Raw genomic sequence first — 23,427 nt, forward strand, 5'->3', positions numbered from 1 at the left:
TGCCCCGGCCGTTCGCTGTGCGGCCAGCGAGTAAACGATTGGGAAACGTTTGGTGTCCCGATGTGCGCAGCCGGGGCCCGGCATCCGGCCGCGGCTGGCCCCGAACACGCGGCCGAGCTGGGGAAACGCTGGGTCGACCGGGGTGCCGCCGGTTCGGCTGGTGGTGCACCCCACGGGTGGCCGGCGCTTGAACTTCCGGCGGAGTGCGGCCGGGACGACACGGCCCGGCGGCGCGCGGCGGGGAGCGGTTGCGCACCCGTAGATAGGTTAGGCTACATTTACTAACCGTGACCGAGGTCAGCGTCCAGACGAGTTCCGCCGGTTCCACGTCGTCGCCGATTCCGCTTCCCCCGCACATCGACGCGGCCGACCTGGCCGCCGAGCTGGCCGCGGTGCTGCCCGAACAAGCCGGCGAGGAATATCTGCTCTACGAGCGCGGCGGTCAATGGGTGCTGGCCAGCGGTGTGCGGGCGATGATCGAGCTGGACAGCGACGAAATGCGCGTCGTGCGGGACGGGGTCACCCGGCGGCAACAGTGGTCGGGCCGGCCCGGGCCCGTCCTGGGTGAGGCCGTCGACCGGTTGTTGCTGGAAACCGACCAGCTCTTCGGTTGGATCGCCTTCGAGTTCGGTGTCTACCGCTATGGGCTGCAGCAGCGGCTGGCGCCGCGGACCCCGCTGGCCCGGGTGTTTTGGCCGCGCACTCGCATCGTGGTGAGCCAGGACACGGTCCAGCTGTGGGGCGCGACCGCGGTTCACCGCGACGCGGTCCTGCGCTTGCTGGACGACGGCGTGCGCGAGGTGCGCCGGCCTCGCGGCGTCGACGTCGTCCCCGACGCGTCCGGTTACCGCGATCGGGTGGCGGCGGCCGTCGGCGAGATCGCGGCGGGCCGCTACCACAAGGTGATCCTGTCCCGTTGCCTGGAAGTGCCGTTCCGCCTGGACTTCCCGTCCACGTATCGGCTGGGGCGTCGGCACAACACACCGGTGCGGTCGTTCTTGTTGCGGCTGGGCGGGATTCGCGCCGTCGGCTACAGTCCCGAACTCGTCGCGGCCGTCCATGACGACGGCATCGTGGTGACCGAGCCCCTTGCGGGCACCCGCGCGCTGGGCCGAGGTGTGGCGCGTGACCGGCAGGCCCGGGACGAGCTGGAATCGAATTCGAAAGAGATTGTCGAACACGCGATTTCGGTGCGGAGTTCGCTACAGGAGATGAGCGAGATCGCCGAACCCGGCAGTGCGGTGGTCACCGATTTCATGACGGTGCGGGAGCGGGGGAGCGTGCAGCACCTCGGCTCCACGGTCAGCGGTCGGCTGGGGGCGTCGAACGACCGGATGGACGCGCTGGAAGCGCTGTTCCCGGCCGTCACCGCCTCGGGCATCCCGAAAGCGGGTGGCGTGGAGGCGATCCTGCGCCTCGACGAGGGCCCCCGCGGTCTGTATTCGGGCGCGGTCGTGATGTTTTCGGCCGACGGCGGGCTGGATGCGGCGTTGACGTTGCGCGCGGCCTACCAACGCGACGGCAGGACGTGGTTGCGGGCCGGGGCGGGCATCATCGAAGAGTCCACGCCCGAGCGGGAATTCGAGGAGACCTGCGAGAAGCTGTCCACGCTGGCGCCCTACCTGGTTGCGCGCCAGTAAGCCGCACCCGGCTCCGCGGCCGGCACCGGCGGCATAGGGACCTTTGGCCCTAGTTGGCCGAGTTTCGCGCGTGTCATCTTTATGTAACCGGATGACACAGATACATTGCGCGTGACTTAACGGCACACATAACTGGAGGGCTTTGTGTCCAAGGACCTGACTAACCTGCAGCTACTTCAGGAGCTCGAGCCTGTGGTGGAGGACCTGCTCAACCGCCACCTGTGGATGTTCAAGGAGTGGAACCCGCACGACTACGTTCCGTGGTCGGACGGCAGGAACTTCTACGCGCTCGACGGCCAGGAGTGGGAGCCCGGGCAGGGCCGACTGCCCGACGTAGCGCAGGTGGCGATGGTGCAGAACCTGCTGACCGAGGACAATCTGCCGTCGTATCACCGCGAGATCGCGATGAACTTCACCATGGACGGGCCGTGGGGGCAGTGGGTCAACAGGTGGACCGCCGAGGAGGCCAGGCACAGCACGGCGCTGCGCGACTACCTGGTGGTCACCCGCGCCGTCGACCCGGTGGCGCTCGAGAAACTCCGCCTCGAGCAAATGACCCGCGGCTTCAGCCCGGGCCAGAATCAGCAAGGGGACATGTTTGCCGAGAGCCTGTTCGACTCGGTCATGTACGTGTCGTTCCAGGAGCTGGCCACCCGGGTCTCCCATCGCAATACCGGCAAGGCCTCCCAAGACCCCATCGCGGAGCGGCTGATGGCCAGGGTGTCGCACGACGAGAACCTGCACATGATCTTCTACCGGGACGTCAGCGCGGCGGGCCTGGACATCGCCCCGAATCAGGCGATGAGGTCGGTGCACCGAATCCTGCGCAACTTCAAGATGCCCGGGTTCACGGTGCCCGAGTTCCGGCGGAAGGCGGTGATCATCGCCGTCGGCGGCGTGTACGACCCGCGCATCCATCTCGACGAGGTGGTGATGCCGGTGCTCAGGAAGTGGCGCATCTTCGAACGCGAGGACTTCACCGGTGACGCCGCGCGAATGCGCGACGATCTCGCCGTGCTGGTCAAGGAACTCGAACAGGCTTCCGACAAATTCGAGGAATCCAAGCAGCGTTATCTCGAGCGAGAGGCGCGCAAGACCGAAAGAATCACGGCCAGCAAAGTTCTGAGGACGGAAGGGACGCTCACCCTGAGCGGGCACTGATTCCGTCGAGACCCAGCTGAGCGCGCACCGCCGGCCCGAGCGGAGTTGAGCTCCGGGGGCCGGCTGGTGTATGCCAGCGAATATCGGCCATTCTCATGTTTTTTCGGAGGGTCGCGCTTAGCATTCGTCCCATCCTCGACGGATGGAGTGGTCGGTGTCCGGTGTCAAATCCAAAGTGGTCCTTGCGCTGATGCTCGCGCTTTCGTTGACCCCGATGTCGGCGTGCGTCGCGCCGGTGACGGTCGACTGCACCCCGTACACGTGCACCGGCTAGCGCCGTCAGGACCTGACCTAACGAACGCCGTTCAGGTCGATGGGCTGGACTCGAGGTAGTCGGCCAGGATGCGGCTGACGAGTGATTCGATGTTCGACTCGATCGAGGATGCGAGCGTGGCGGTGACCGTCGCGACGGCCTGCGTGCGGAAGCGCACCAGCATGGTGATCAGCTCGGCGATCTCGGCGTCCGCCGGCAGCGGCTCGCCCGGCTTGATGCGGTCCAGCACGTGCTCGGCTCCGGCGCGCACCAGCATGTCGCTGATCTTGTCGATTTCGGGCACGATCTGCTCGTGCAGGTCGATCAGCTTCTCCAATTTGACGCCGTAGCCGCGGATTTCGTTGAAGGCTTCGATCAGCTTGGGGCGGGTAACGGTCGTCCGCTCCCCATCGACCCGGATGACCTGCAGCCGCACCAGTCGCTCGAAGGCGTCCGGGTCGTCCACGAGTCGCCGGGCGTCGGCCAGCGGCATGGTCTCCGGTTTTTCGGTCGTCCACGTGCCCACGATGGCCGTCTCGAGGCCCAACACGTCGCCCAGGTTTTTGCCCTCCTCCCAGGCGCTGAGCATTTCGCGCACGTGCGCGATGTTGTATCCGCGGTCGAGCATCGAGGTGATCAGCCGCAGGCGGGTCAGGTGGGTGTCGTTGAACAGCGCGATGCGGCCGACGCGCAACGGCGGGGGTAGCAGGCCGCGGTCGCGGTAGACCCGGATGTTGCGGGTGGTGGTGCCGGCCAGCCGGGCCAAATCGTCGATCCGGTACTCGCCGGATGCGGGTACGCCGTGCGGGTGACGCACCGCCGCGTCGAAAAGCTGCGAGACGGCCGTCTCGATCAGTTGGCGGTATTCCCTCGATTGGCGCCGAACGCGTTTGGGTGCGCGCCGCACGTTGTGCAGCACGCCGGCGATCGTGCCCGGTTCGGGTCGCGACGCACGGTTGAGCGGGCGGTCGGGTGCCACGTGTCAGCCCGACGAGGCGGCATACACCCGGGCGCCGCGCGCCACGGCTTGGTAATCCTCGTAGCGGAAATCCCTCATCTGGCGAAGATACTGCGTCGCGAAACCGGGGTACATCGACCCGTTGTATCCGTCCTTGGTGAGGTACCAGCTGCGGCAGCCGGACATCCACGTCGTCCTGGTGAGGCGGCGCTGCAGGTCGGCGTTGTGCCGGCGCTGCGCCTCTTCGCGCACGTCGAGGTAGCGCAGGTCGTCGTCGAGGATGGCTCTGATGCCGCGCACCGCGTATTCCAGTTGACCTTCGATGTAGACCAGCAGCGAGTTGTGACCCGGTCCGGAGTTGGGCCCGGTCATGACGAATAGGTTCGGATAGCCGTGCACGTTGATGCTCTTGTAAGCCTGTGCGCCGCCGGCCCATTCGTCGGACAGCGACCGGCCGTCGAGCCCGGTGACCGCAAAGGGCGGTCCGGTCAGGTGCACGTCGTAGCCGGTGGCGAAGACGATGCAGTCGAAATGGTGCTCGATGCCGTCGCTGGTGCGGATTCCGGCCGGGCTGAGGGTGGCGATTGGCCAGTCGATGAGCTTGCAGTTGTCGCGCTGCAGGGCGGGGTAGTAGTCGCTGGAAACCAGCATGCGCTTGCATCCGGGCCGGAAGTCCGGCGTCAGCTGGCGCCGCAGCCACGGATCCTTGACCCGGGCGCGCAGGTGCGCCCGTCCCAACCGCGCGACCAGCGATGTCAATGGCGTGTCCCACACCAGGGCCGTGGCACTGGCCTCGTGGCCCCAGAACAGGGCCTGCCGTGCAAGGTGTTGGGCGGCGGGCACTTTGGTGAACAGGTTTTGGACGGCCGGCGGGGTGGCGGCGTCCAGGCGCGGCAACACCCAGCACGGGGTACGCTGAAACACCTTGACGGATCCGGCCTGCTTCACCAGTTCGGGGACGATCTGGATCGCGCTGGCGCCGGTGCCGATGACCGCGACCCGCTTGCCCGCGAAGTCGTAGCCGTGGTCCCAGCGGGCGCTGTGGACCTTGTGTCCGCGATAGCTGTCCAGGCCGCGAATGTCGGGGAAGCTGACGTCGGACAGCGGTCCGGAAGCCAGCACCACGGTGCGCGCGCGGAACCGCTTGCGGCGGTTGGTCGTTGCGGTCCATACCCCGTCGGCCTCGTCGAAGGTCAGGCCGCTGACCTCGTGGCCGAACCGGATGCGGCGGCGGATGTCGAACCTGGTCGCCATGTCTTCGAGGTGGCGGCAGATCTCCGGGGCGGGGGAGTAGGTGCGCGACCAGGCGGGATTCTTGACGAACGAGTACGAATAGAGCAGCGAGGGGACGTCGCAGCTGGCGCCGGGATAGGTGGTGTCGCGCCACGTTCCGCCCACCCGGTCGCCGCGTTCCAGGATCACGATGTCGTCGACTCCGGAGTCGGCCAATCGGATGGCCGCCCCCAGCCCGGTGAAGCCGGCTCCGACGATGAGCACCGCATGGGTGCGGTTGTCGGCCACGGTCAGGCCGCCGGCTTGTACGTGAGTTCCCTGAACCAGCTCGGTACCGGTCGCAGCAGCGGTTTGGGGTAGCGATCCGAGAGCCACACCATCGAACTCGCCAGGATCTGGTAGGGATGCCTCGGGTTGACGACCATCGCGGCATGTCGCTTGAGGAGTTGGTAGGTGGGCACGCGCCAGGTGTGTTCGCCACGCTCGCCGAGCTGCTTGAAGCGCTTGACCGCGTTGTTCAGCCGCTCGGGCTCGAGGCCCATTTCGGCCATCTCGCCGTAGATGCGTTTGAGCAGCGGAACGTACATGAGCATGCCGATGATGAGGCCAGGGGATGCCGTGCGGCCGATCAGCTCGATGGCCATTCGGCGGGCTCGAGCGTGTCCGATCAGGTCGAGCACCTCGAAATCGACGGCGATGTGTCGGGATTCGTCGTTGTTGATCTTCTCGAAGACCTGGTGGCACACCGGGTCTTCCACGGTGTCGAGCAGGAACTTCAGCAGCGCGCCGTCGAGGGCCACCTCCAGCATCGGGATGACGGTGCCCAGCACCGACAGCGGCATGCTGTCGGCGAACGCGTCGAGCCACTCGATGGACAGCCGGATGTTGATGTTCGGCTCGGGCAGTTCCCCGTCGTCCAGCATGCCCCAGCGCTTCATCAGGGCCATCTCGGCGTTGGCGTGGCGCTGCTCCTCGGCGTGGAAATAGCGGTAGATCTCCGCCAGCGTCGGGTCGGGCGCCTTCTTGGCCAGCGCGGCGAACCCCCGTGCGCCCACGTTTTCGATCCAGCACAGGTCGGCCATGAAGGCCTTGAGCTTGGGCCGGAATTCGGGCCGGATGGTGTCGGCGCCCGGCGCGTCCCAGTCGATGTCGGCGAGCGCCCACTGGCGATCCTTGATCTTTGCGAGCATGGCTTCCATGTCGATGGCCATCGGGAGCTCCTTTGCGCTGGGTGATCAGGGCAGGTTGATTCGGGATATCAGGCCGGCTGCGCGCGTATAGGCCTGCGGGGCCAGGCGTTTGACGGTCCAGCCGATCTTGGCGTCGAGTTGCGGCATGCAGTACAGCTCGCCGCGGTCGTGCGCGTCCAGGCAGATCCGCGCGACTTTATCGGGCGAAAACCCGGTCCAGCGCATCAATCGGTTGGCCAGCTGGCTGGATTCCTCGCTGATGCGCCCGGACTCGACGATGTTGGTCTTGACGAAGGTCGGGCACAACACGGTGACGCTTACCCCGGTGCCGGCCAATTCGGCGGCGAGGGTTTCCGAAAGCGACAACACGCCCGCCTTGCTGACGTTGTAGGCGGCCATGCCCGGGGCCGCGCCGAACGCGGCCGCCGACGCGACGTTGATGATGCCACGGGGAGACGGACCGGCCTCCCGCAGGATCGGAGTGAACACGTGGCAGCCGTGGATCGACCCCCACAGGTTGATGCCCAGCGTCCACACCCAGTCGTCCAGCGGCGCATCGCCGATGGCCGCGCCGCCGGCCCCGACGCCGGCGTTGTTGATGATTAGTGTGGGCGGCCCGGAAAACCAGGCCTGAGACTGCTCGGCGAGCGCCCGGACCTCCTCGAACTTTGAGACATCGCAACGGATTGCGGTGGCCTTGCCGCCGCGCTCGATGATCGAGCCGGCCATCCTGCGGGCGGCCGCCTCGTCGACGTCGCTGCAGACGAGCGCCCCGCCGCGGCGGGCGAGCTCGATGGCGAAGGCCGCGCCGATGCCGCTTCCGGCGCCGGTCACGACGGCCGATGCGTCGTGGCTGACCTTCGCTCTGCCGAGCAGTCTGTCCAGCATCGCTCAGTGCACCTCCTGGGCTGTGTCGGCCAACATGCTTATGACCCAGGCAATGTGGCGTGATGGCCAACGCCCCTGTGTTCGCGCGGGGGCGTGCGAGACCGCGGGGAGTGAGCAGTCGCCGCCGGCGTGCCGCGGGACCGCAACGACCCAGTGGCCGGAACGGCGTCCACCATGCCAGGTAGTCAATAACAAATGGTGACATTAGTCAATGGCACAGTTGAGCCCGTTCATCGCGTCCGCGCGACGGGATTCCGTCGTCGCGCGCCAATTCGCTTACCTGTTCAGCCGTTCCACAGAGGTCGGTCGGTTTGGCGTGACCACTGCACGACGTCGTCGAGTGCGCGCCGCGGCGTCGGCGGCAACGCCGCCGCGCTGTTCGGCGCCCAGCCCAGCCTCAGCAACATCTGGGGGTACCCCGTCGCGCCCCATATCTCGTCGCGAACGGCGGCACGCGTTTCCGGGATTTCCAGGGGTTCGGTGATCGGGCAGGAGGCGAGTCCCATCGCCGTCGCGGTCAGCAGTATCGCGCTGGCCGCCTCGCCGGCGCGCAGCTGAGCCAGACGGTCGTCCGCGTCGCTGCCGAGCACCAGGATGACCGCATTGTCGTCGGCGGGTGAGGCGCCCGGTGGCTGCGCCAGGGCCGGGCCCGCGAATATGCGGCCGGGAACCGTTGCGCCACAATCGTGTTCGGTCGTGCTGTGCGCCGGTACGCCGGCCCGGGACCCGTATCGCCCACTCCACCTGGCGAGCTCGACAAGGTAATCGCGGTTGGTCGCGTGAGTTTGTGCGGCGCGCTTGACGATCTCATGCAGCCGTCTCATCTCATCGACCTGATGCAGCCGCAGTCCCATTCCACCGGCCACGGCGGCCAGCGAGGCGACGTCGCTCGCGGCGACCGGTCGGGCGCTGTAGATCCGGCGATCGGTTCGGCGCTGCGGGATTGCTTTCGCCAACTTGATGTCGGTGCGATCGGGCGCGCGGGGCGACACCTCGATCGCGGCGAGGTGTCCGGGGTCGGCCGGATCGGGCAGGCGATGCACCTCGGCGAGCCAACCCGTCGCCGCCAGGGCGATGACGCAATGGTTGAGGGCCGCACCGCAGCTCAGGGTCAGGTCCCTGCCATCCGGGTCTGCGTGCGGTAGGTGCATGCGTGCATCGGCGTAGAGGTGCAGGCTCGTGCGGTCCACTCGCCACCGCCACGGCTGGGTGTTCTCGATAGAAGGTGCCCGACCGGCCAGGGTGAGGGCCGCACCGATGACCCCATCATCCGGGAAATGCCGGGCGTCCACGGCAACGTGACCCTTGGCCGTTCTCGCATCGAGGAGTGCGACCGCGTCGTTGATGCCTGACCATGAAGCATCGCCACTTTCGCGACGCCCTTGTTTCTTCGAGGTGTCCATCACGAGGGCCTCCGGTTCCCGCTTCGCTCGAGGCTTGCTCTTGCGCCCGCCCTATTTTAAATGAATAATATCCTCTAAATAGAGGTGACGGCAACCCGGCGGAGAGGGTGTGGGCGCATGACCGCAATGGCCGCACGGCCGGCTGGGCGCGCGTGGCGAACAGTTTGCAGACGCGGGTCGACACGTCGTCGGGTCGCTGAGCGTGCCGTTGCTGCAGCGCATTTGGCGAACGAGGTGCCGCCTCAGTTTGGGACTTTCGGCCCTGCCGCCCCGGCCGTGCGCGGGGCAAAATGGTGTTACTAGTAGTTGCAGATAACGTTTGGAGGTGGCGGCCATGGATCGATTGACGACCCTCGACGCGGGATTTCTCAAGGCGGAGGACGCCGATCGGCACGTGAGTTTGGCGATCGGGGGTCTTGCGGTCATCGAGGGGCCGATCCCGGACCGTGGTTCGTTGATGGAGACACTTGCTCAGCGGATCAGCATGTGCCCTCGGTTCGGACAGCGCCTGCGAACGCGCCCGTTCGACCTGGGTGCGCCCGAATGGGTCGACGATCCGAACTTTGACCTTGGCCGGCACGTCCGACACATCGCACTCCCGCGGCCCGGCGGTGACCGAGAGTTGTTGCAGCTGGCCGCCGATGTGATCTCTCGGCGCCTCGACCGGGATCGGCCTCTGTGGGAAATTTGGGTCATCGAAGGCCTCAGCGACAACCGGTGGGCAATGCTCACCAAGATCCACCACTGCATGGCCGACGGAATTGCCGCCACCCACATGCTCGCCGGCCTCTGCGACGACGGCGTTGGCGAGAGCTTCGTGAGCCGCATCCGCGCCACCAAAAGCTCCGAGCCGCAGGATGTCTCGCAGGGGCGATGGGGCGTGAATCCACTGAACGCGTTGGGCGGCCTGTGGAACGCATCTGCTGCCGTCACGGCGACCGCCGCCCGCACGGTGTTGGGCGCTGCAGAAATTGCCGCCGGTTTGCTGCGGCCCACTACGACGTCGCTGAACGGGCCGATCACCACGTTGCGACGCTACGGCGTCGCGCGGGTGCCCCTCGCGGACATCGCGCATGTGTGCCAGACCTTCGACGTCACCATCAATGACGTTGCGCTGGCCGCCATCACGGAGAGTTACCGCAACATCCTGATTGAGCGGGGCGAAGCGCCGCTGCCGGATGCACTTCGGGCGCTGGTTCCGGTGTCGATGCGATCTGTCGACGCGTGGGACAAGACGGATAACCGAGTGTCGGTGATGCTGCCGTACCTTCCGGTCGACACGGAGCACCCGATAGAGCGGCTGCGGACCGTCCATTCCCGGCTGAACCGCACGAAATCTCACGGTCAACGCCAGGCGGGTCATGCGGCCGTGTCGATGGCCAATCGCATGCCATTTCCCCTGACCGCATGGGCGGTGCGGTTGTTGACCCGGTTGCCGCAGCGCGGCATCACGACCTTGGCCACGAATGTCCCCGGCCCCCGTCAGCCACTGCAACTCATGCGCCAGCGAGTGCTCAGCGTGTTTCCCGTTCCGCCGATAGCGATGCAATTGCGAACCGGGGTGGCGATGCTGAGCTACGCCGAGGACCTGTTCTTCGGTGTCCTCGCCGACTACGAGGCCGTGGCCGATATCGACGCCTTGGCCAGCGGAATCGAGCTGGCGGTGGCCCGTCTGGTGGCAATTAGCAAGCAACGCAGGAAGATTCGCGGTCGCCGAGGGCTATCGCTCGTCGTCAGTGTCTAGTAGGCGGTGACCGTGGTAACGCGCTGAACGCATTGACCTCGCGCGGCGCCTCCATCGCCAAGCCGCCATCGTGCGGCATATGATTTGCGACGAGGAAGGAGCCTGCCCGATGGAGAAGATCTCGCTCACAGCACTCGCGCGCGAACAGTTGGCGGCCGCGCACCGTGCCGCCAGCGGCCGCAGTGCACACACGGTGTACGGCGGTCACCAACACACGCTGCGACAAACGATGGTTGCCTTGACCGCCGGGGCTGCGCTGCATGACCACGACAGCCCCGGCGAGGCCACCTTGCACGTGTTGCGTGGCCGCATCCGGTTGACCGCGCCCGAGACCAGCTGGGACGGCGCTCCGGGCGATCACCTGGTGATCCCGTCGAGCCGGCATGGGGTGCAGGCCGTCGAAGACTCCGTGATCCTGCTCACCGTGGCCAAAAGTGTTTAGCTGAGCGGAGACTGGAGAGTAATGGGTGCGCCGCCGGTCTGGCGGCTTCGGCTGACCGGGCGATCTCCGACCGACTACGGCGAACGAGCAGCCTCAAACCCGGTGCAGAGCGGCAGCATGGCGACTCAGCGTCGGCCGCCTGCTACTTTCCGCGGGATAGCGCCGCGCGAGGACACGCTTCGATGGCCTGCTCGACAAGCGTCTCCTGCTCGACGGGAACGGGGTCGGTGATCACCACGGCGTACTCGTCATCGTCGAGTTGGAATACCTCCGGGGCGATGTTCACGCAGAAGGCGTTGCCCTCACAGCGATCACGGTCTACCACGACGCGCATGGAAATCCTCCTTTACTCCGACTCGGGACGTCGTATGGGCCGAGAGCGCGACGGTCACCCTCACCCACCCGCTTGCTGGCACACCCATCCCTCGGGTGCGCGGCCGGTGTCGATGAACCGGCTCAGTTCCGCGCTCGTTTGCGCCGGCAGTTCGGCGTCGGCCCTGGGATAGATGACCGGCTCCTCTTTCAAGTTGTGTTGGTGAAGTTGGCCCAGCAGCCGTGCGCACATGTCCTTGAGCCGGGCGCTGTCGTTTCCGCCCGCGAGCAGATCGATCAATTCGTCCGCCGTGCGCCACAGCTGGCCATGTTCGCGCATCATCACGAAGATCGGCATCACGATCCCGGCGTCGCGAAGCGGCGGGAACAGAAACACCTCTTCAAGGTAGATGTGTCGGCGCAGCGCTGCCAATGTCTCGGCGAGTAGCTCGTGCTGCACACCGTCGCGATCCAGGTTCTCGATGAAAGTTTCTATCGCAGCGTCGATCTCGCGGTGTTCCCTCGTCAGATCGGCAGCCAAGGTCAGGTCGGGCATCGCTTGATCCTCCGCGTCAGCCCGCGGGGCGGGCGGATTCGCTCGCGTCGAGTTCGGCATCGACGCTGATCGTGGCGCCGGCGAACAACCGCGATACCGGACACAGGGCGGCGGCCTGACCCACCACGGTGGCGAACCCTTCGTCGTCGAGGCCCGCGACCTGCGCCCTCACTTTCAAACGGGACGTGGTGATCGTCGGGATCCGTCGACCGCGTCCAGGACGACAGTCGCCGCGACATCGAGCCGCTGTGGCGGCGTGTGGTTTTCGCCCAACTTCAACGCCAGTGCCATCGCAAAACACGACGAGTGTGCCGCCGCCGCCAGCTCTTCGGGGCTGGTCTTGCCGCCCGGCCGCTCGGTCCGGGAGGCCCAGGTCAACGGCAGGCCATCCAGAGCCGCGCTGCTGCCCCGGGACAGCGTGCCTTCGCCAGAGGCCAGGGGGCCTACCCATGTGGTCTGTGTGGCCCGTTCGGCAATGCTCATGCTCCTTGACCCCTTTCTAGGGCGCGCGAGGTTTCTACAAGTCGTACTTGTGTAAACTCTAGACCGTGCCACCCGCATTGACCAGACGGTCGTGGCTTTTCACGCAGACACTTCGTCTCGGGCGCCCATCGGGCGTACCCCGCGAACGTGGATCCGCAGGACAGCAAGGGGTTTCGCTACCCCGCCCAACCGCCGGTGAACTCATCACCTCGCCGGTCTCACCGTCTTGCCCGATGCCGCCGCGCAACAGGTGGCGGTGCCCGTCGTCAACCAGACACTTCAACCTCCGAGCGAGGCGATCGTGCCCGCGGCGGCGTGCGCCTTCATTGCCGAGGCTCAACTCGCCGGCCGCAACACGTCGGCGAGCGCACGCCGCGGCGTTGGGGGTGGCGTCGCGTCAAGGGCCGGCGCGACACCCACGCGGATGAGAACCTGGGGCAGGTCGGTGTGTCCGGTGAGTGCCGCGAGCAGTTCACGGCTGACCGACAGTTCGGTCAGTTGCGAGACGGGGCAGGTGGCCAGGCCGGCCATCGTGCATTCCAGCAGGACGCTCGAAAGCACCTCGCCGCAGGCAAACGCGTCGGCGTGACCGTCGTCTTCGGTGGACAGCATCAGGATCTGCGAGGAATCCCGCGTCACCCCGGCGCGCCTGTCGGGATTGCGGGTGAAAGGAAAGTGGCGATTGACGCCTACCCGATCCGACTCGGCGGCAGAAACCAAAGAGCTATAGGGGATACCCTCCGATACTTCGAACGGAGCTGTCCACCAATCGAGTTCGAGATGATATGCGGAGTCGTACAGGCGCAGTGACTCGGTGAATTCGGCGGCCTCGGCGAGGCGCGGACGTATCTCCTCCGGCAGCACGTCCAATCGCACCGGGCCGGTGCCGACCCTGCCACGCAGCAGGGGCTCGAACGACTCCCAGTCGATCGGCGCGAGGAACGGGAGCCGATCGGTCCGGCGTTTCAGGATTGCGTCGGCGCGGCGACGCTGGCGGTCGGTCACGCCGGCCGCGGCGACGAGTTTCACCCGCGCCAGGTGCGCTGGGTTTCCCGGCTCCGGAAATCGCTCGACGTCGGCGCTCCAGCCCGCGGCCGCCGTTGCCACCAGGAGATGTTCGAGCGCCCCACCGCAGCTGATGTGCGCCTCGCGCATCGATCGATCCGCGTGCACGACACGGCTTGCATCGAGAAAGAGGTCCAGCCGAGCGCCGTCGGCCACCCACCGCCACGGTTGGGTGTTGTACAGCGACGGGGCGCGGCAGGCCAGGCGGACCGCGTTCTCGATGACCCTGGCCGCCACCATGGTGTCCGACATGGCGCACCTCCGGTTCCTCTGCTGCCCCAATGTCGTTCGTTACCGGAGACGGCTCGGGGGTTCAGTGCTATTATTAATGAATAATATCCTCTAAATAGCTGGACGGCAACCGGACGAGAGGACGGATGGGGTGGGCGAGCCCAACGAGGACCAGGCCGGACGACCGCACCGCGCGGGGCGCAATCGGCAGCGCCAACGAGTTCTTGAGCTGGTGCGTGAGCACGACGAACCGGTCGACGCTGCCGAGCTCGCCGCTGAGCTCGGGCTGCATACGACGACGGTGCGCTTTCATCTCGACGCGTTGTGCGAGGAAGGGCTCGTCGAGCGTTCCCGGATCACGCGGGCCGGTGTGGGTCGTCCCCGCACCGGCTACCGGGCGGTACGGGATCGTCTGGACTATCGAATCCTGGCCGAGATATTGGCGCTGGAGCTCGGCGATACCGCCGGCAAGCGGCGCCACCGCGCCGAAGCCGCCGGCCGGCGATGGGCCGAGCGGATCACGGACACCGGCACACACCAAGATGCTGTGGGGCAACCTGTTTCAGGCGGCTCCGTCGCGAGGGACGCCGCTGAAGAGCGGTCGGCGATGATCACAACGGTATTCGAACGGATGGGGTTCGACCCCGAGTTGGTTCCGGCCGAAAAATCATCCCGCGGTCGCCGGCGGTCCATTCGCCTGCACAGCTGCCCGGTTCGTGATCTGGCTCGTGATCACCCGGAGGTCGCGTGCGCCCTGCACCGCGGGCTGTTGCAGGGTCTGGCGGGCCCGGCTGAGCCGGGTGGCTCGGCTCCGGGAATGCGGGTCGAGCTGGAACCCTTCGTCGAACCTGAACTGTGTCTGGCCAGGGTGATCGCGCGTGACTGACTTGTGCGCCGAGGCCGGCCGAGGGGTCGCAGATCTCGCTACTCGCGCGGACGTCGAGGCGCTCCTGCGCCGGTTTTACGGCCGGGTGATGGTCGACGATGTGCTCGTCGAGCCGTTCGCGGAATTGCAGAGCAGGGGCCTGGATTCGCACATCCCGGTCATGGCCGACTTCTGGGAGACCGCCCTGTTCCGTGCCGGGCTGTACCGCGGCAGCGCCTTGCAGGCGCACCGTGTCGTCCATCAACGAACCCCGTTGAGTAGCAGTCACTTTGTCCGCTGGCTAACCGTGTGGAACGACACGGTCGATGAGATGTTCCGGGGACCCATCGCCGAGCGCGCGAAGATCCAGGGTGCCCGGATCGCCTGGGCCATGCACCGACGGCTGACGGGCTCGGACGCACCGGAACTCGACGCCTCGGTCGCGCGCTGAACGCTCTCGCGTGCGGGCTACCGGCGGAAGAGCCTGCGGGCCAGCCGGACCGCGGGGTCATACTTGCGACCCGCGACGCGTTCCTTCATGGGGATGATGGCGTTGTCGGTGATCTTGATGTGTTCCGGGCAGACCTCGGTGCAGCACTTGGTGATGTTGCACAATCCCAGGCCCTGCTGGTTCTGGGCGAGGTCTCGACGGTCGGCGGTATCGAGGGGGTGCATCTCCAGTTCCGCGAGGCGAATGAACATGCGCGGCCCGGCATACGCTCGCTTGTTGTCTTCGTGGTCACGGATCACGTGGCAGACGTCTTGGCACAGGAAGCACTCGATGCACTTGCGGAACTCCTGCGAGCGCTGGACGTCGGCTTGAGCCATCCGGTAGTCGCCGGGCCGAAGATCTTTGGGTGGCGCGAAAGACGGTATTTCTCTGGCTTTTTCATAGTTGAACGAGACGTCGGTCACGAGATCGCGAAGCACCGGGAAGGCTCGCATCGGGGTGACCGTGACAACCTCGTCTTCGGCGAAGGTCGACATGCGAGTCATGCACATCAACTTCGGGTAGCCGTTGATCTCCGCCGAGCAGGAACCGCATTTGCCCGCCTTGCAGTTCCACCGCACCGCCAGGTCGGGCACTTGCGTGGCCTGCAGCCGGTGGATCACGTCCAGCACGACCTCACCCTCGTTCACCGCGACGGTGAAGTCACGGAGTTCGCCACCCTGCTCGTCGCCGCGCCACACCCGGATGATCCCGTTGTAGGTCATCGAATCCTCCGTCCGGTCATGGTTTTGCCCGGGTCGGCATCGGCGGTCCGGGGCTCGACTTCAGTTACCATCGCGTCCTCGCCTATGGGGGCAGGATGTCCCATCTCTGGTTCACGCTCAGGTAGCGAAGTCCGTCGGGACCAGCGGTGAATTGCGGCCGCGACAGACTCGGCAGCCAAAGGGTCAGCACCCTTCTGGGTTTTTACAATTCGACGTGTCTAAACATTAGCCCATGAGTGCGCCGCGGGGAATGGTTCTGCACCGATGGAGCTTGTGGCGATGCGCCGGACGCGTTGTCCACTAGCGTCCGTGACCGGTCGCGTCGGCCGAAAGCTGGCCGGCGATCGCCTTTTTGTCGACCTTGCCGATCGGCGTGGTCGGCAGCGCCGCCATCGGGACCAGCACGTCGGGCCGGGCATGGGCGGCGACGCCCCGCCGATCGAGGTGGGCGTTCAGCTCCGCCAGCGTCACCGCGGGCCCGGTGAAAACCACCGCTGCGCAGATTTTTTCGCCGAGATAGGGGTCGGGTAGCGCGACCGCCGCCGCCGAGAAAATCGACGGGTGGTGCAGCAGCTGCTCCTCGAGGTCGGCCGCGGAGACGGTTTCACCGGCCCGGCAGATGACGTCCTTGACCCGCCCGGTGACGGTCAGATAGCCGTCGGGCCGCAGCCGGACCAAATCACCGCTGCGGAAGAAGCCATCGGGATCGAAGCAGCGTTCGTTGTCGCGCTCGGCGCGGTAGTAGCCGTTGAGGGTGTACGGTCCGCGCACCAGCAGCTCACCTTCCTCGCCCGGCGCCACCGGTGCGCCCTCGGCATCGACGACGCGCAATTCGTCGGCCGGGCACAGCGGCCGTCCCTGGGTGTGGTCGACGAGCTCGGGTGGATCGCCCGGGCGGGTGTAGTTCAGCAGCCCCTCGGCCATCCCGAACACCTGTTGCAGACCCGGCGTCAACGCGGACCGGATGAGACGGGCGTCGTCGGGCTCCAGCTTCGCCCCGCCAACTTGCAACAGCCGCAGGGACTTCGGTGTCACCGGCTCCCATTCGCAGGCTTGCGCCCACAGCTTTGCCAGCGCCGGCACCAGGGCGGTGGCCGTCACGCCGTGGCGCTCGATCGCGGCGAAGGCGGCCTCGGGGCTGGGGTCGGTGCCGAAGACGGTGGTGGCGCCGACGGTCATCGCGCCGAGCAGGCCGGGGCAGGCCAGCGGGAAATTGTGCCCGGCCGAGAGCAGCACCAGGTAGACGTCGTCGGCGGTGAGCCCGCACACCTGCGCGCTGGCCGTCGCGTTGAACACGTAATCGTCGTGGGTGCGGGGGATGAGTTTGGGGGTGCCGGTGGTGCCACCCGAAACCAGCAGCAGGGCAGGCGATCCCGGATCCGGCGCCGGCACCCGCGGACGGCCGCCGGGCTGATCGCACAGCCGCGTCCACGACGTGAACGGGCCCGGGTCCCCGTCGACGACGACGTGCTCGAGCCCCGCGTTGGCCCTGAGGAGTTCGTCCGCCATGGCGCGGTAGTCGAAACCGCTTGCCGCATCGGCGATCACCAGCGCGCTGGCCTGGCTGACGGCGGCGAAGTGCCCCAGTTCGGCCGCCCGGTGGCCCGGCAGGCACATCACCGGCACGGCGCCCGCGCGCAGCAGCCCGAACAGCGCCACCGCGAACCGGCGGCCGTTCGGCAGCTGCAACAGCACCCGGTCGCCCGGGGCGATGCCCAGGCGGTGCAGTCCCGCGGCGGCGCGGTCGGCGTGTTCGTCGAGCTCGGCGTAGCTCAGGCCGGCACCGTCCGCGGCGTCGAGCACGGCCGTCCGCTCCGGCCAGCGCCGCGCCGCATCGCCCAGGATGGTGTCCAGGGGTCGTCCCGCCCAGTAGCCGGCCGCCCGGTAGGCGGCGGCCCGATCAGCGGGGAAGGGCACGAACCCGTCGAGGGCCCCGGCCCGGGGTTGCCGTGTGTTCGCGGTCATCGAGGTCCTCAGACAGGGGGCGTGGTAGCGGCGATCCGTGAGTAAGGATAGGGTAACCCCCACAACTTAGGGCAGCCTGTGCTAATTCAGGGAGGGTTCGTGGTGCGTGCCTCGGCGCGCTCGGAAGACGTCCGGGCAGAGGTGGCCGAACTGCTCGGCGTCGAGGTCGACGACGTCCACCCCGACACCAACCTGATCGGCCAGGGCCTGGACTCCATCCGGATGATGACCCTGGCCGGCCGCTGGCGCCGGCGCGGCATCCCCGTCGATTTCGCCACGCTGGCCGCCACCCCGACGATCGAGGCCTGGTCCGGCCTCGTCACCGCCGCCGACGCCCCGGCCGAGGACACCGAGCGGCCGCCCGCCGGAGCGGGCGACGACGCGGCGGCCGAGCCCTTTCCCCTGGCCCCGATGCAGCACGCCATGTGGGTCGGCCGCCAGGACAACCAGCAGCTCGGCGGGGTCGCCGGGCACCTCTACGTCGAATTCGACGGCGGCCCGATCGATCCCGGTCGGCTGCGCGCGGCCGCCACGGCGCTGGCCCGGCGCCACCCCATGCTGCGGGTGGAATTCCTGCCCGACGGCACACAGCGGATCGCGGCACGCGGCGACGCGTTCCCGGTCGCGGTCGAGGACCTGCGCCACCTCGGCGCCGACGAAGTCGACCGGCGGCTCGCGGCCCTCCGGGAGACCAGATCCCACCAGCAGCTCGACGGGGCGGTGTTCGAGCTCGCCCTGACCCGGCTGCCCGGCGAACGTTCCCGCCTGCACGTCGACCTCGACATGCAGGCCGCCGACGCAATGAGCTACCGCACGCTGATGGCCGACCTCGCCACCCTCTACCGCGGCCACCACCTGCCCGCGTTGGACTACAGCTACCGCCAGTACCGCCGCGCCGTTGAGGCGGACGAGGCGCGTCCGCAACCGGCCCGCGACACCGCCCGAAACTGGTGGGCGCAACGCATCCCGCAGCTGCCCGACCCACCGAGCCTGCCCACCACCGGCGACCGCGGCTCGCGGCGCAGCGTCCGGCTCTGGCATTGGCTGGACCCCGAGACCCGCGACGCCCTGTTTTCCCGCGCCCGGGCCCGCGGGCTCACCCCGGCGATGACCCTGGCCGCGTCGTTCTCCCACGCCCTGGCCCGCTGGTCGACCAGCTCCCGCTTCCTGCTGAACGTGCCGCTGTTCGGTCGGCAACCGCTGCACCCCGACGTCGACTCGCTCGTCGGCGACTTCACCTCCTCGCTGCTGCTCGACGTCGACCTCACCGGCTTGCCGACCGCGGCGGAACGGGCGGCGGCCGTGCAGGACGCGATGCGGACCGCCGCCGCGCACGCCGCCTATCCCGGGCTGTCGGTGCTGCGCGACCTCAGCCGGCATCGCGGCACCCAGGTGCTGGCGCCGGTCGTCTTCACCAGTGCGCTGGGGCTCGGCCCACTGTTCGGCGACGAGGTCACCGCGCAATTCGGCACACCCGCGTGGATCATCTCCCAGGGTCCCCAGGTTCTGCTCGACGCCCAGGTCACCGAGCTCGACGGTGGCGTACTGGTGAATTGGGATGTGCGCGAAGGGGTTTTCGCCCCCGGTGTCATCGACGCGATGTTCGCCTACCACATCGACGAACTGCTCCGGCTCGCCTCGGCCGACGAGGACTGGGACGCGCCCGGGCCGTCGCCGCTACCGGCGGCGCAGCGCGCGGTGCGGGACAGGGTCAACGGCCGCACCGCCGAGCCCAGCGGGGAAGCGTTGCACGACGGGTTCTTTCGGCAGGCCGAGCTACGGCCCGACGCACCCGCCGTACTCGCCGGTTCCGGTGACCTCAGCTACGCGCAGCTGCGCGACCGGGCGCTGGCGGTGGCCGCCGCTCTGCGGGGCGCCGGGGTGGGCGCCGGCGACACGGTCGCTGTGATGGGCCCCAAAACCGCCGAACAGGTGCCGGCGCTGCTGGGCATCCTGAGCATCGGCGCGGTCTACCTGCCGATCGGCGTCGACCAGCCCCGCGACCGCGCGGACCGCATCCTGCAGACCGGCGGCGTCCGCCTGGCCCTGGTGTGCGGCGGGCAGCGCCTGGATCTGCCGGTGCCCGAGCTGACCCTTGCCGAGGTGCTGCGCGGCGCGGCCATCACCACCGAGATCCCTTCGGTAAGAGTCGAACCCGCCCAGCTGGCCTACGTGTTGTTCACGTCCGGCTCGACCGGTGAGCCCAAGGGCGTCGAGGTGACCCACGACGCCGCGATGAACACCGTGGAATTCATCGCCCGGCACTTCGAGATCGGCCCCGGGGACCGCTGCCTGGCCCTGTCCACGCTCGAAGGTGACATCTCGGTGATGGACGTCTTCGTCACCTTGCGGACGGGCGGGTCGATCGTGGTGGTCGACGAGGCGCAGCGCCGCGACCCCGACGCCTGGGCCCGGCTCATCGACACCCACCGGGTCACCGTGCTGCACTTCATGCCGGGCTGGCTGGAGATGCTGATCGAAGTCGGACACGGGCGGCTGTCGTCGGTGCGGGTGATTCCCACCGGGGGCGACTGGGTGCGCCCCGAACTGGCCCGCCGGCTACGGGCCGAGGCGCCCAACCTGCGGTTCGCCGGTCTGGGCGGCGCGACCGAAACCCCGGTCCACAACACCATTTTCGAGGTGATCGATCCCGAGGGGCTGCCCGCGGACTCGACCGCGCTGCCCTACGGCGTGCCACTGCCCAACAACGCCTGCCGCGTCGTCGACGACGCGGGCGACGACTGCCCGGACTGGGTCGCCGGCGAGCTGTGGGTGTCCGGCCGCGGCATCGCGCGGGGCTATCGCGGCCGACCGGATCTCACCGCCGACCGCTTCGTCGAGCGCGCGGGACGCAGGTGGTACCGCACCGGCGACCTGGCCCGGTATTGGCCCGACGGCACGCTCGAATTCGTCGGCCGCGCCGATCACCGGGTCAAGATCAGCGGCTACCGCGTCGAACTCGGCGAGGTCGAGGCCGCGATGCGGCGGCTGCCGGGGGTGGCGATCGCGGTTGCCGCCCTCCTGCCCGGACCGGGTGGATCCGAAATGCTCGCCGCCGCGGTCTGCCCGGAGAGCTCCGGCGCCGACCTGGCCGCCGAGCGGGTGCGGGAGCTGATGGCCGAACTCCTTCCGGCGCACATGATCCCGCGCCACGTCGCGCTGGTGCGGCGTATCCCGTTCACCGACGCCGGCAAGATCGACCGCCGCGCCGTCGCCCGGGACCTGGCCGCCGCCGTTGCGGCGTCCGAGCGGCCCGCTCCCCGGTCCCCGGCGACGCCGCTGGAATCCGCCCTCGCCGCGCTCCTCGGCGGCCTGCTGGGCGCGGATACCGTCGGCCGCGACGACGACTTCTTCGCCCTCGGCGGGGATTCGGTGCTGGCCACCCAGGCCGTGGGTCGCATCCGCACCTGGCTGGACGCCCCCCACGTCGCCGTCGCCGACGTCTTCGCCACCCGAACGGTTGCGGCGCTCGCCGCCTTGCTCGTCGACCGGGAGGGGGGCGGCGCCCGCCTGGACCAGGTGGCCGAGCTGTACCTGGAGGTCATCGAGATGGACGCCGACACGGTGCTCTCGGCTTCGCGGCCGGCGGGCAAAGCGGGTTCGGCGCAATGACATCCGATCGCCTGCTGAGTGCGCCCACCGAGTTCGCGCCCTGGGTCAAGCGGGTGCCCGCCGGGGGCGGGAATCCGCGCGCCGGCGCGACCGTCGTCTTCCCGCACGCCGGGGCGGCCGCGGCAAGCTACCGCGCGCTGGCGACCGCGCTGTCCGCGGGCGGGGACACCTACATCGTGCAGTACCCGCAGCGCGCGGAGCGGCTGGGCCACCCGGCCCCCGACACCGTGCACGACCTCGCCCGGGGCCTGTTCGACGCCGGGCCGTGGAATCGGGTGGCGCCGCTGCGGCTGTTCGGCCACAGCATGGGGGCCGTCGTCGCGTTCGAGTTCGCCAGGATCGCCGAATCTCACGACGTCGCCGTGCGCCGCCTGTGGGTCTCGGCCGGCCCGGCGCCGTCCGCGGTCGCCGCGATGCCCGAACTCCCCACCACCGATGACGGATTGCTCGCCGACATCGCCGATCTCGGCGGCACCGACCCCGAACTGCTCGCCGACGAAGAGTTCGCCGAGCTGCTGACCGCGGCCGTGCGGGCCGACTACCAGGCGGTCAACCGCTACGAGTGCGGCCCCGACGTCCGCATCCGCGCCGACATCCGCGTGCTCGGGGCGCGCGACGACCACCGCGTCGAGGAGTCCGCGTTGCGGCTCTGGGAAAGCCACACCGCGGGCGGCTTCGAGCTGTTCCTCTACGACGGCGGCCATTTCTACCTCGACGAGCACATCGACGCCGTCGCCGAGCGGGTGAACGGCGATGTCTGAGGACGGGTTCGACCGTGCCGGCGACCCGGTCGCGATCGTCGGGATGGCCGTGGAAGCGCCCGGCGGCATCGACACCGCTGAGAAGTATTGGGAGCTGTTGGTGGGCGGCCGTGAGGCGCTCGGTCCGTTCCCGACCGACCGGGGCTGGCAGGTCCGCGAGCTGCTCGCCGGGTCGCGGCGTAGCGGGTTCAAGGAAATCCATGACCGCGGTGGATTCCTTTCCGGCGCAACGATGTTCGACCCTGAGTTCTTCGGCATCTCGCCGCGCGAGGCCGTCGCGATGGACCCCCAGCAACGCGTCGTGCTGCGGGTGTCCTGGCGTGCGCTGGAGAACAGCGGGATCAACCCCGACGACCTGGCCGGCCACGACGCCGGGTGTTTCGTCGGGGCCTCGGCCACCGGATACGGGCCGCACATGGCCACGTTCTCCCCGCACAGCGGCCACCTGCTCGCCGGGACGGCGCTGAGCGTGATCTCCGGGCGGGTCGCCTACACGCTGGGGTTGGCCGGTCCGGCGCTGACGGTGGACTCGTCGTGCGCGTCGGCGCTGGCGGCGTTCCACGTGGCCGTCCGGTCGGTGCAGAACGGCGACTGTGATCTGGCGCTGGCCGGCGGGGTCAACGTGCTGGGCTCACCGGGGTTCTTCGTCGAGTTCTCCAAGCAGCACGCCCTCTCCGACGACGGCCATTGCCGCCCCTACAGCGCGCAGGCCAGCGGAACGGTGTGGGCCGAGGGAGCCGCAATGTTTGTGTTGCAGCGCAAATCCGCCGCGCTGCGCGCCGGCCGGCGGGTGCTCGCCGAGGTACGCGCCACGGCCGTCAACCAGGACGGCCGCAGCGCCGGGCTGAGCGCCCCGAGCGGCGACGCGCAGGTGCGCCTGTTCCGTCGTGCCATGACGCAAGCCGGGATCCGGCCGGAGGACGTCGGGATGGTCGAGGGCCACGGGACCGGTACCCGGCTCGGCGACCGCACCGAGCTGCGGTCGCTGGGGCAGACCTACGGCGACACGGCGCCCGGCGCCGGCGCGCTGCTGGGCTCGGTGAAGTCGAACGTGGGGCACGCGCTGGCCGCCAGCGGGGCGCTCGGGCTGGCCAAGGTGATGGTGGCCGCCGAGCACGGCGCCATCCCGCCGACCCTGCACGCGGCGGACCCGAGCCCCGAAATCGACTGGGAAAACCAAGGATTGCGCCTGGCGAAAACCCTGACCCCATGGCCCGCGGCCGGCGGGCAGCGGATCGCCGCGGCGTCGGCGTTCGGCATCGCCGGCACCAACGCGCACGTCATCGTCTCCCTCCCCGAGGTCGCCTGATGCTGACCTCCCCGCTGCCCGACGGCCGGTTGCCCGTGCTGCTGTCCGCCCACGACGAAGAGCTGATCCGTCACGACGCCCGCGCGATCCTGGCCTTCCTGGGCGGGGCCGGCGCCGGCGCCGAGGTCGCGGCGATCGCGT

20 protein-coding genes and 1 pseudogene are annotated in these 23,427 nt (G+C 68.5%); 10 read left to right on the plus strand and 11 right to left on the minus strand.

Translation table 11 applies throughout. From position 1 onward, the window contains the following. The first annotated feature begins 287 nt into the window (after positions 1–287). The 3 genes from HMPREF0591_RS15665 to HMPREF0591_RS34420 all read left to right on the plus strand — a co-directional run bounded on the left by HMPREF0591_RS15665 (position 288) and on the right by HMPREF0591_RS34420 (position 3,075). Positions 288–1,640 carry a salicylate synthase gene (locus tag HMPREF0591_RS15665; protein WP_007169571.1) on the plus strand — a complete coding sequence of 451 codons (1,353 nt, stop codon included), beginning with the start codon at positions 288–290 and terminating at the stop codon, positions 1,638–1,640. Positions 1,641–1,784: 144 nt separating this feature from the next. Then, the gene (locus HMPREF0591_RS15670; protein WP_007169572.1) at positions 1,785–2,801 is read left to right on the plus strand and encodes an acyl-ACP desaturase; all 1,017 of its coding nucleotides are present in this window, start codon (positions 1,785–1,787) and stop codon (positions 2,799–2,801) included. Positions 2,802–2,943: 142 nt separating this feature from the next. Then, a complete protein-coding gene (locus HMPREF0591_RS34420; RefSeq protein WP_279626971.1) occupies positions 2,944–3,075 on the plus strand; it encodes a hypothetical protein in 132 nt (43 codons plus the stop codon). A 31-nt stretch (positions 3,076–3,106) separates the two neighbouring features. Here HMPREF0591_RS34420 and HMPREF0591_RS15675 read toward each other — a convergent pair whose 3' ends face one another. From HMPREF0591_RS15675 to HMPREF0591_RS15695, 5 genes are all read right to left on the minus strand, one after another. Continuing rightward, positions 3,107–4,033, minus strand: coding sequence for a MerR family transcriptional regulator (locus HMPREF0591_RS15675; RefSeq protein ID WP_007169574.1), 927 nt, complete (start codon positions 4,031–4,033; stop codon positions 3,107–3,109). Positions 4,034–4,036: 3 nt separating this feature from the next. Then, positions 4,037–5,533 carry a flavin-containing monooxygenase gene (locus tag HMPREF0591_RS15680; RefSeq protein ID WP_007169575.1) on the minus strand — a complete coding sequence of 499 codons (1,497 nt, stop codon included), beginning with the start codon at positions 5,531–5,533 and terminating at the stop codon, positions 4,037–4,039. A 2-nt stretch (positions 5,534–5,535) separates the two neighbouring features. Then, positions 5,536–6,456, minus strand: a complete 921-nt coding sequence (locus HMPREF0591_RS15685; RefSeq protein WP_007169576.1) for a ferritin family protein — start codon at positions 6,454–6,456, stop codon at positions 5,536–5,538. 24 nt (positions 6,457–6,480) lie between these two features. Next, on the minus strand, positions 6,481–7,323 hold the full coding sequence (locus HMPREF0591_RS15690) for an SDR family NAD(P)-dependent oxidoreductase (protein ID WP_007169577.1): 843 nt from the start codon (positions 7,321–7,323) through the stop codon (positions 6,481–6,483). A 284-nt stretch (positions 7,324–7,607) separates the two neighbouring features. After that, the gene (locus HMPREF0591_RS15695; RefSeq protein ID WP_007169578.1) at positions 7,608–8,726 is read right to left on the minus strand and encodes an Acg family FMN-binding oxidoreductase; all 1,119 of its coding nucleotides are present in this window, start codon (positions 8,724–8,726) and stop codon (positions 7,608–7,610) included. Positions 8,727–9,060: 334 nt separating this feature from the next. Here HMPREF0591_RS15695 and HMPREF0591_RS15700 point away from each other — a divergent pair, with 334 nt between their 5' ends. Beyond that, positions 9,061–10,470, plus strand: coding sequence for a WS/DGAT/MGAT family O-acyltransferase (locus HMPREF0591_RS15700; RefSeq protein ID WP_040622923.1), 1,410 nt, complete (start codon positions 9,061–9,063; stop codon positions 10,468–10,470). Positions 10,471–10,579: 109 nt separating this feature from the next. Next, positions 10,580–10,912, plus strand: coding sequence for a cupin domain-containing protein (locus HMPREF0591_RS15705; protein ID WP_040622925.1), 333 nt, complete (start codon positions 10,580–10,582; stop codon positions 10,910–10,912). A gap of 142 nt (positions 10,913–11,054) precedes the next feature. On the opposite strand, the gene HMPREF0591_RS15710 is transcribed toward HMPREF0591_RS15705, so the two are convergent. The 4 genes and pseudogenes from HMPREF0591_RS15710 to HMPREF0591_RS15725 form a co-directional block, all read right to left on the minus strand. Next, the gene (locus HMPREF0591_RS15710; protein ID WP_007169581.1) at positions 11,055–11,246 is read right to left on the minus strand and encodes a ferredoxin; all 192 of its coding nucleotides are present in this window, start codon (positions 11,244–11,246) and stop codon (positions 11,055–11,057) included. A gap of 60 nt (positions 11,247–11,306) precedes the next feature. Further along, entirely contained in the window at positions 11,307–11,780 is a 474-nt protein-coding gene (locus tag HMPREF0591_RS15715; RefSeq protein WP_007169582.1) for a hemerythrin domain-containing protein, read from the minus strand. 16 nt (positions 11,781–11,796) lie between these two features. Next, positions 11,797–12,263 (minus strand): annotated as a pseudogene (locus tag HMPREF0591_RS15720) (OsmC family peroxiredoxin). A 336-nt stretch (positions 12,264–12,599) separates the two neighbouring features. Then, positions 12,600–13,580, minus strand: a complete 981-nt coding sequence (locus HMPREF0591_RS15725) for an Acg family FMN-binding oxidoreductase (protein ID WP_007169585.1) — start codon at positions 13,578–13,580, stop codon at positions 12,600–12,602. 130 nt (positions 13,581–13,710) lie between these two features. Between HMPREF0591_RS15725 and HMPREF0591_RS15730 the strand changes: the two genes are divergently transcribed. Both HMPREF0591_RS15730 and HMPREF0591_RS15735 read left to right on the plus strand, forming a co-directional pair. After that, entirely contained in the window at positions 13,711–14,445 is a 735-nt protein-coding gene (locus HMPREF0591_RS15730; RefSeq protein WP_040622605.1) for a helix-turn-helix transcriptional regulator, read from the plus strand. Continuing rightward, positions 14,438–14,875 (plus strand): group III truncated hemoglobin, encoded by a 438-nt coding sequence (locus HMPREF0591_RS15735; RefSeq protein ID WP_007169588.1) that lies wholly within the window; start codon positions 14,438–14,440, stop codon positions 14,873–14,875. The genes HMPREF0591_RS15730 and HMPREF0591_RS15735 overlap by 8 nt, the downstream gene beginning before the upstream one ends. A 17-nt stretch (positions 14,876–14,892) precedes the next feature. Here HMPREF0591_RS15735 and HMPREF0591_RS15740 read toward each other — a convergent pair whose 3' ends face one another. Next, on the minus strand, positions 14,893–15,639 hold the full coding sequence (locus tag HMPREF0591_RS15740; RefSeq protein WP_007169589.1) for a succinate dehydrogenase/fumarate reductase iron-sulfur subunit: 747 nt from the start codon (positions 15,637–15,639) through the stop codon (positions 14,893–14,895). 300 nt (positions 15,640–15,939) lie between these two features. Then, on the minus strand, positions 15,940–17,604 hold the full coding sequence (locus HMPREF0591_RS15745; protein ID WP_007169590.1) for a (2,3-dihydroxybenzoyl)adenylate synthase: 1,665 nt from the start codon (positions 17,602–17,604) through the stop codon (positions 15,940–15,942). A 99-nt stretch (positions 17,605–17,703) separates the two neighbouring features. On the opposite strand from HMPREF0591_RS15745, the gene HMPREF0591_RS15750 reads away from it, so the two are divergent. Genes HMPREF0591_RS15750 through HMPREF0591_RS15760 form a run of 3 tightly spaced genes read left to right on the plus strand, consistent with a single transcriptional unit; the run spans position 17,704 to position 23,286 of the window. Continuing rightward, positions 17,704–21,216: a non-ribosomal peptide synthetase gene (locus HMPREF0591_RS15750; RefSeq protein WP_040622606.1), complete on the plus strand. Its 3,513-nt coding sequence runs from the start codon at positions 17,704–17,706 to the stop codon at positions 21,214–21,216. Next, positions 21,213–21,977 (plus strand): thioesterase II family protein, encoded by a 765-nt coding sequence (locus HMPREF0591_RS33930; protein ID WP_007169592.1) that lies wholly within the window; start codon positions 21,213–21,215, stop codon positions 21,975–21,977. The genes HMPREF0591_RS15750 and HMPREF0591_RS33930 overlap by 4 nt, the downstream gene beginning before the upstream one ends. Further along, positions 21,970–23,286, plus strand: a complete 1,317-nt coding sequence (locus HMPREF0591_RS15760) for a beta-ketoacyl [acyl carrier protein] synthase domain-containing protein (protein ID WP_007169593.1) — start codon at positions 21,970–21,972, stop codon at positions 23,284–23,286. The genes HMPREF0591_RS33930 and HMPREF0591_RS15760 overlap by 8 nt, the downstream gene beginning before the upstream one ends. The last annotated feature ends 141 nt before the right edge of the window (positions 23,287–23,427 follow it).

The sequence above is a fragment of the Mycobacterium parascrofulaceum ATCC BAA-614 genome, from assembly GCF_000164135.1.
Lineage (GTDB): Bacteria > Actinomycetota > Actinomycetes > Mycobacteriales > Mycobacteriaceae > Mycobacterium > Mycobacterium parascrofulaceum.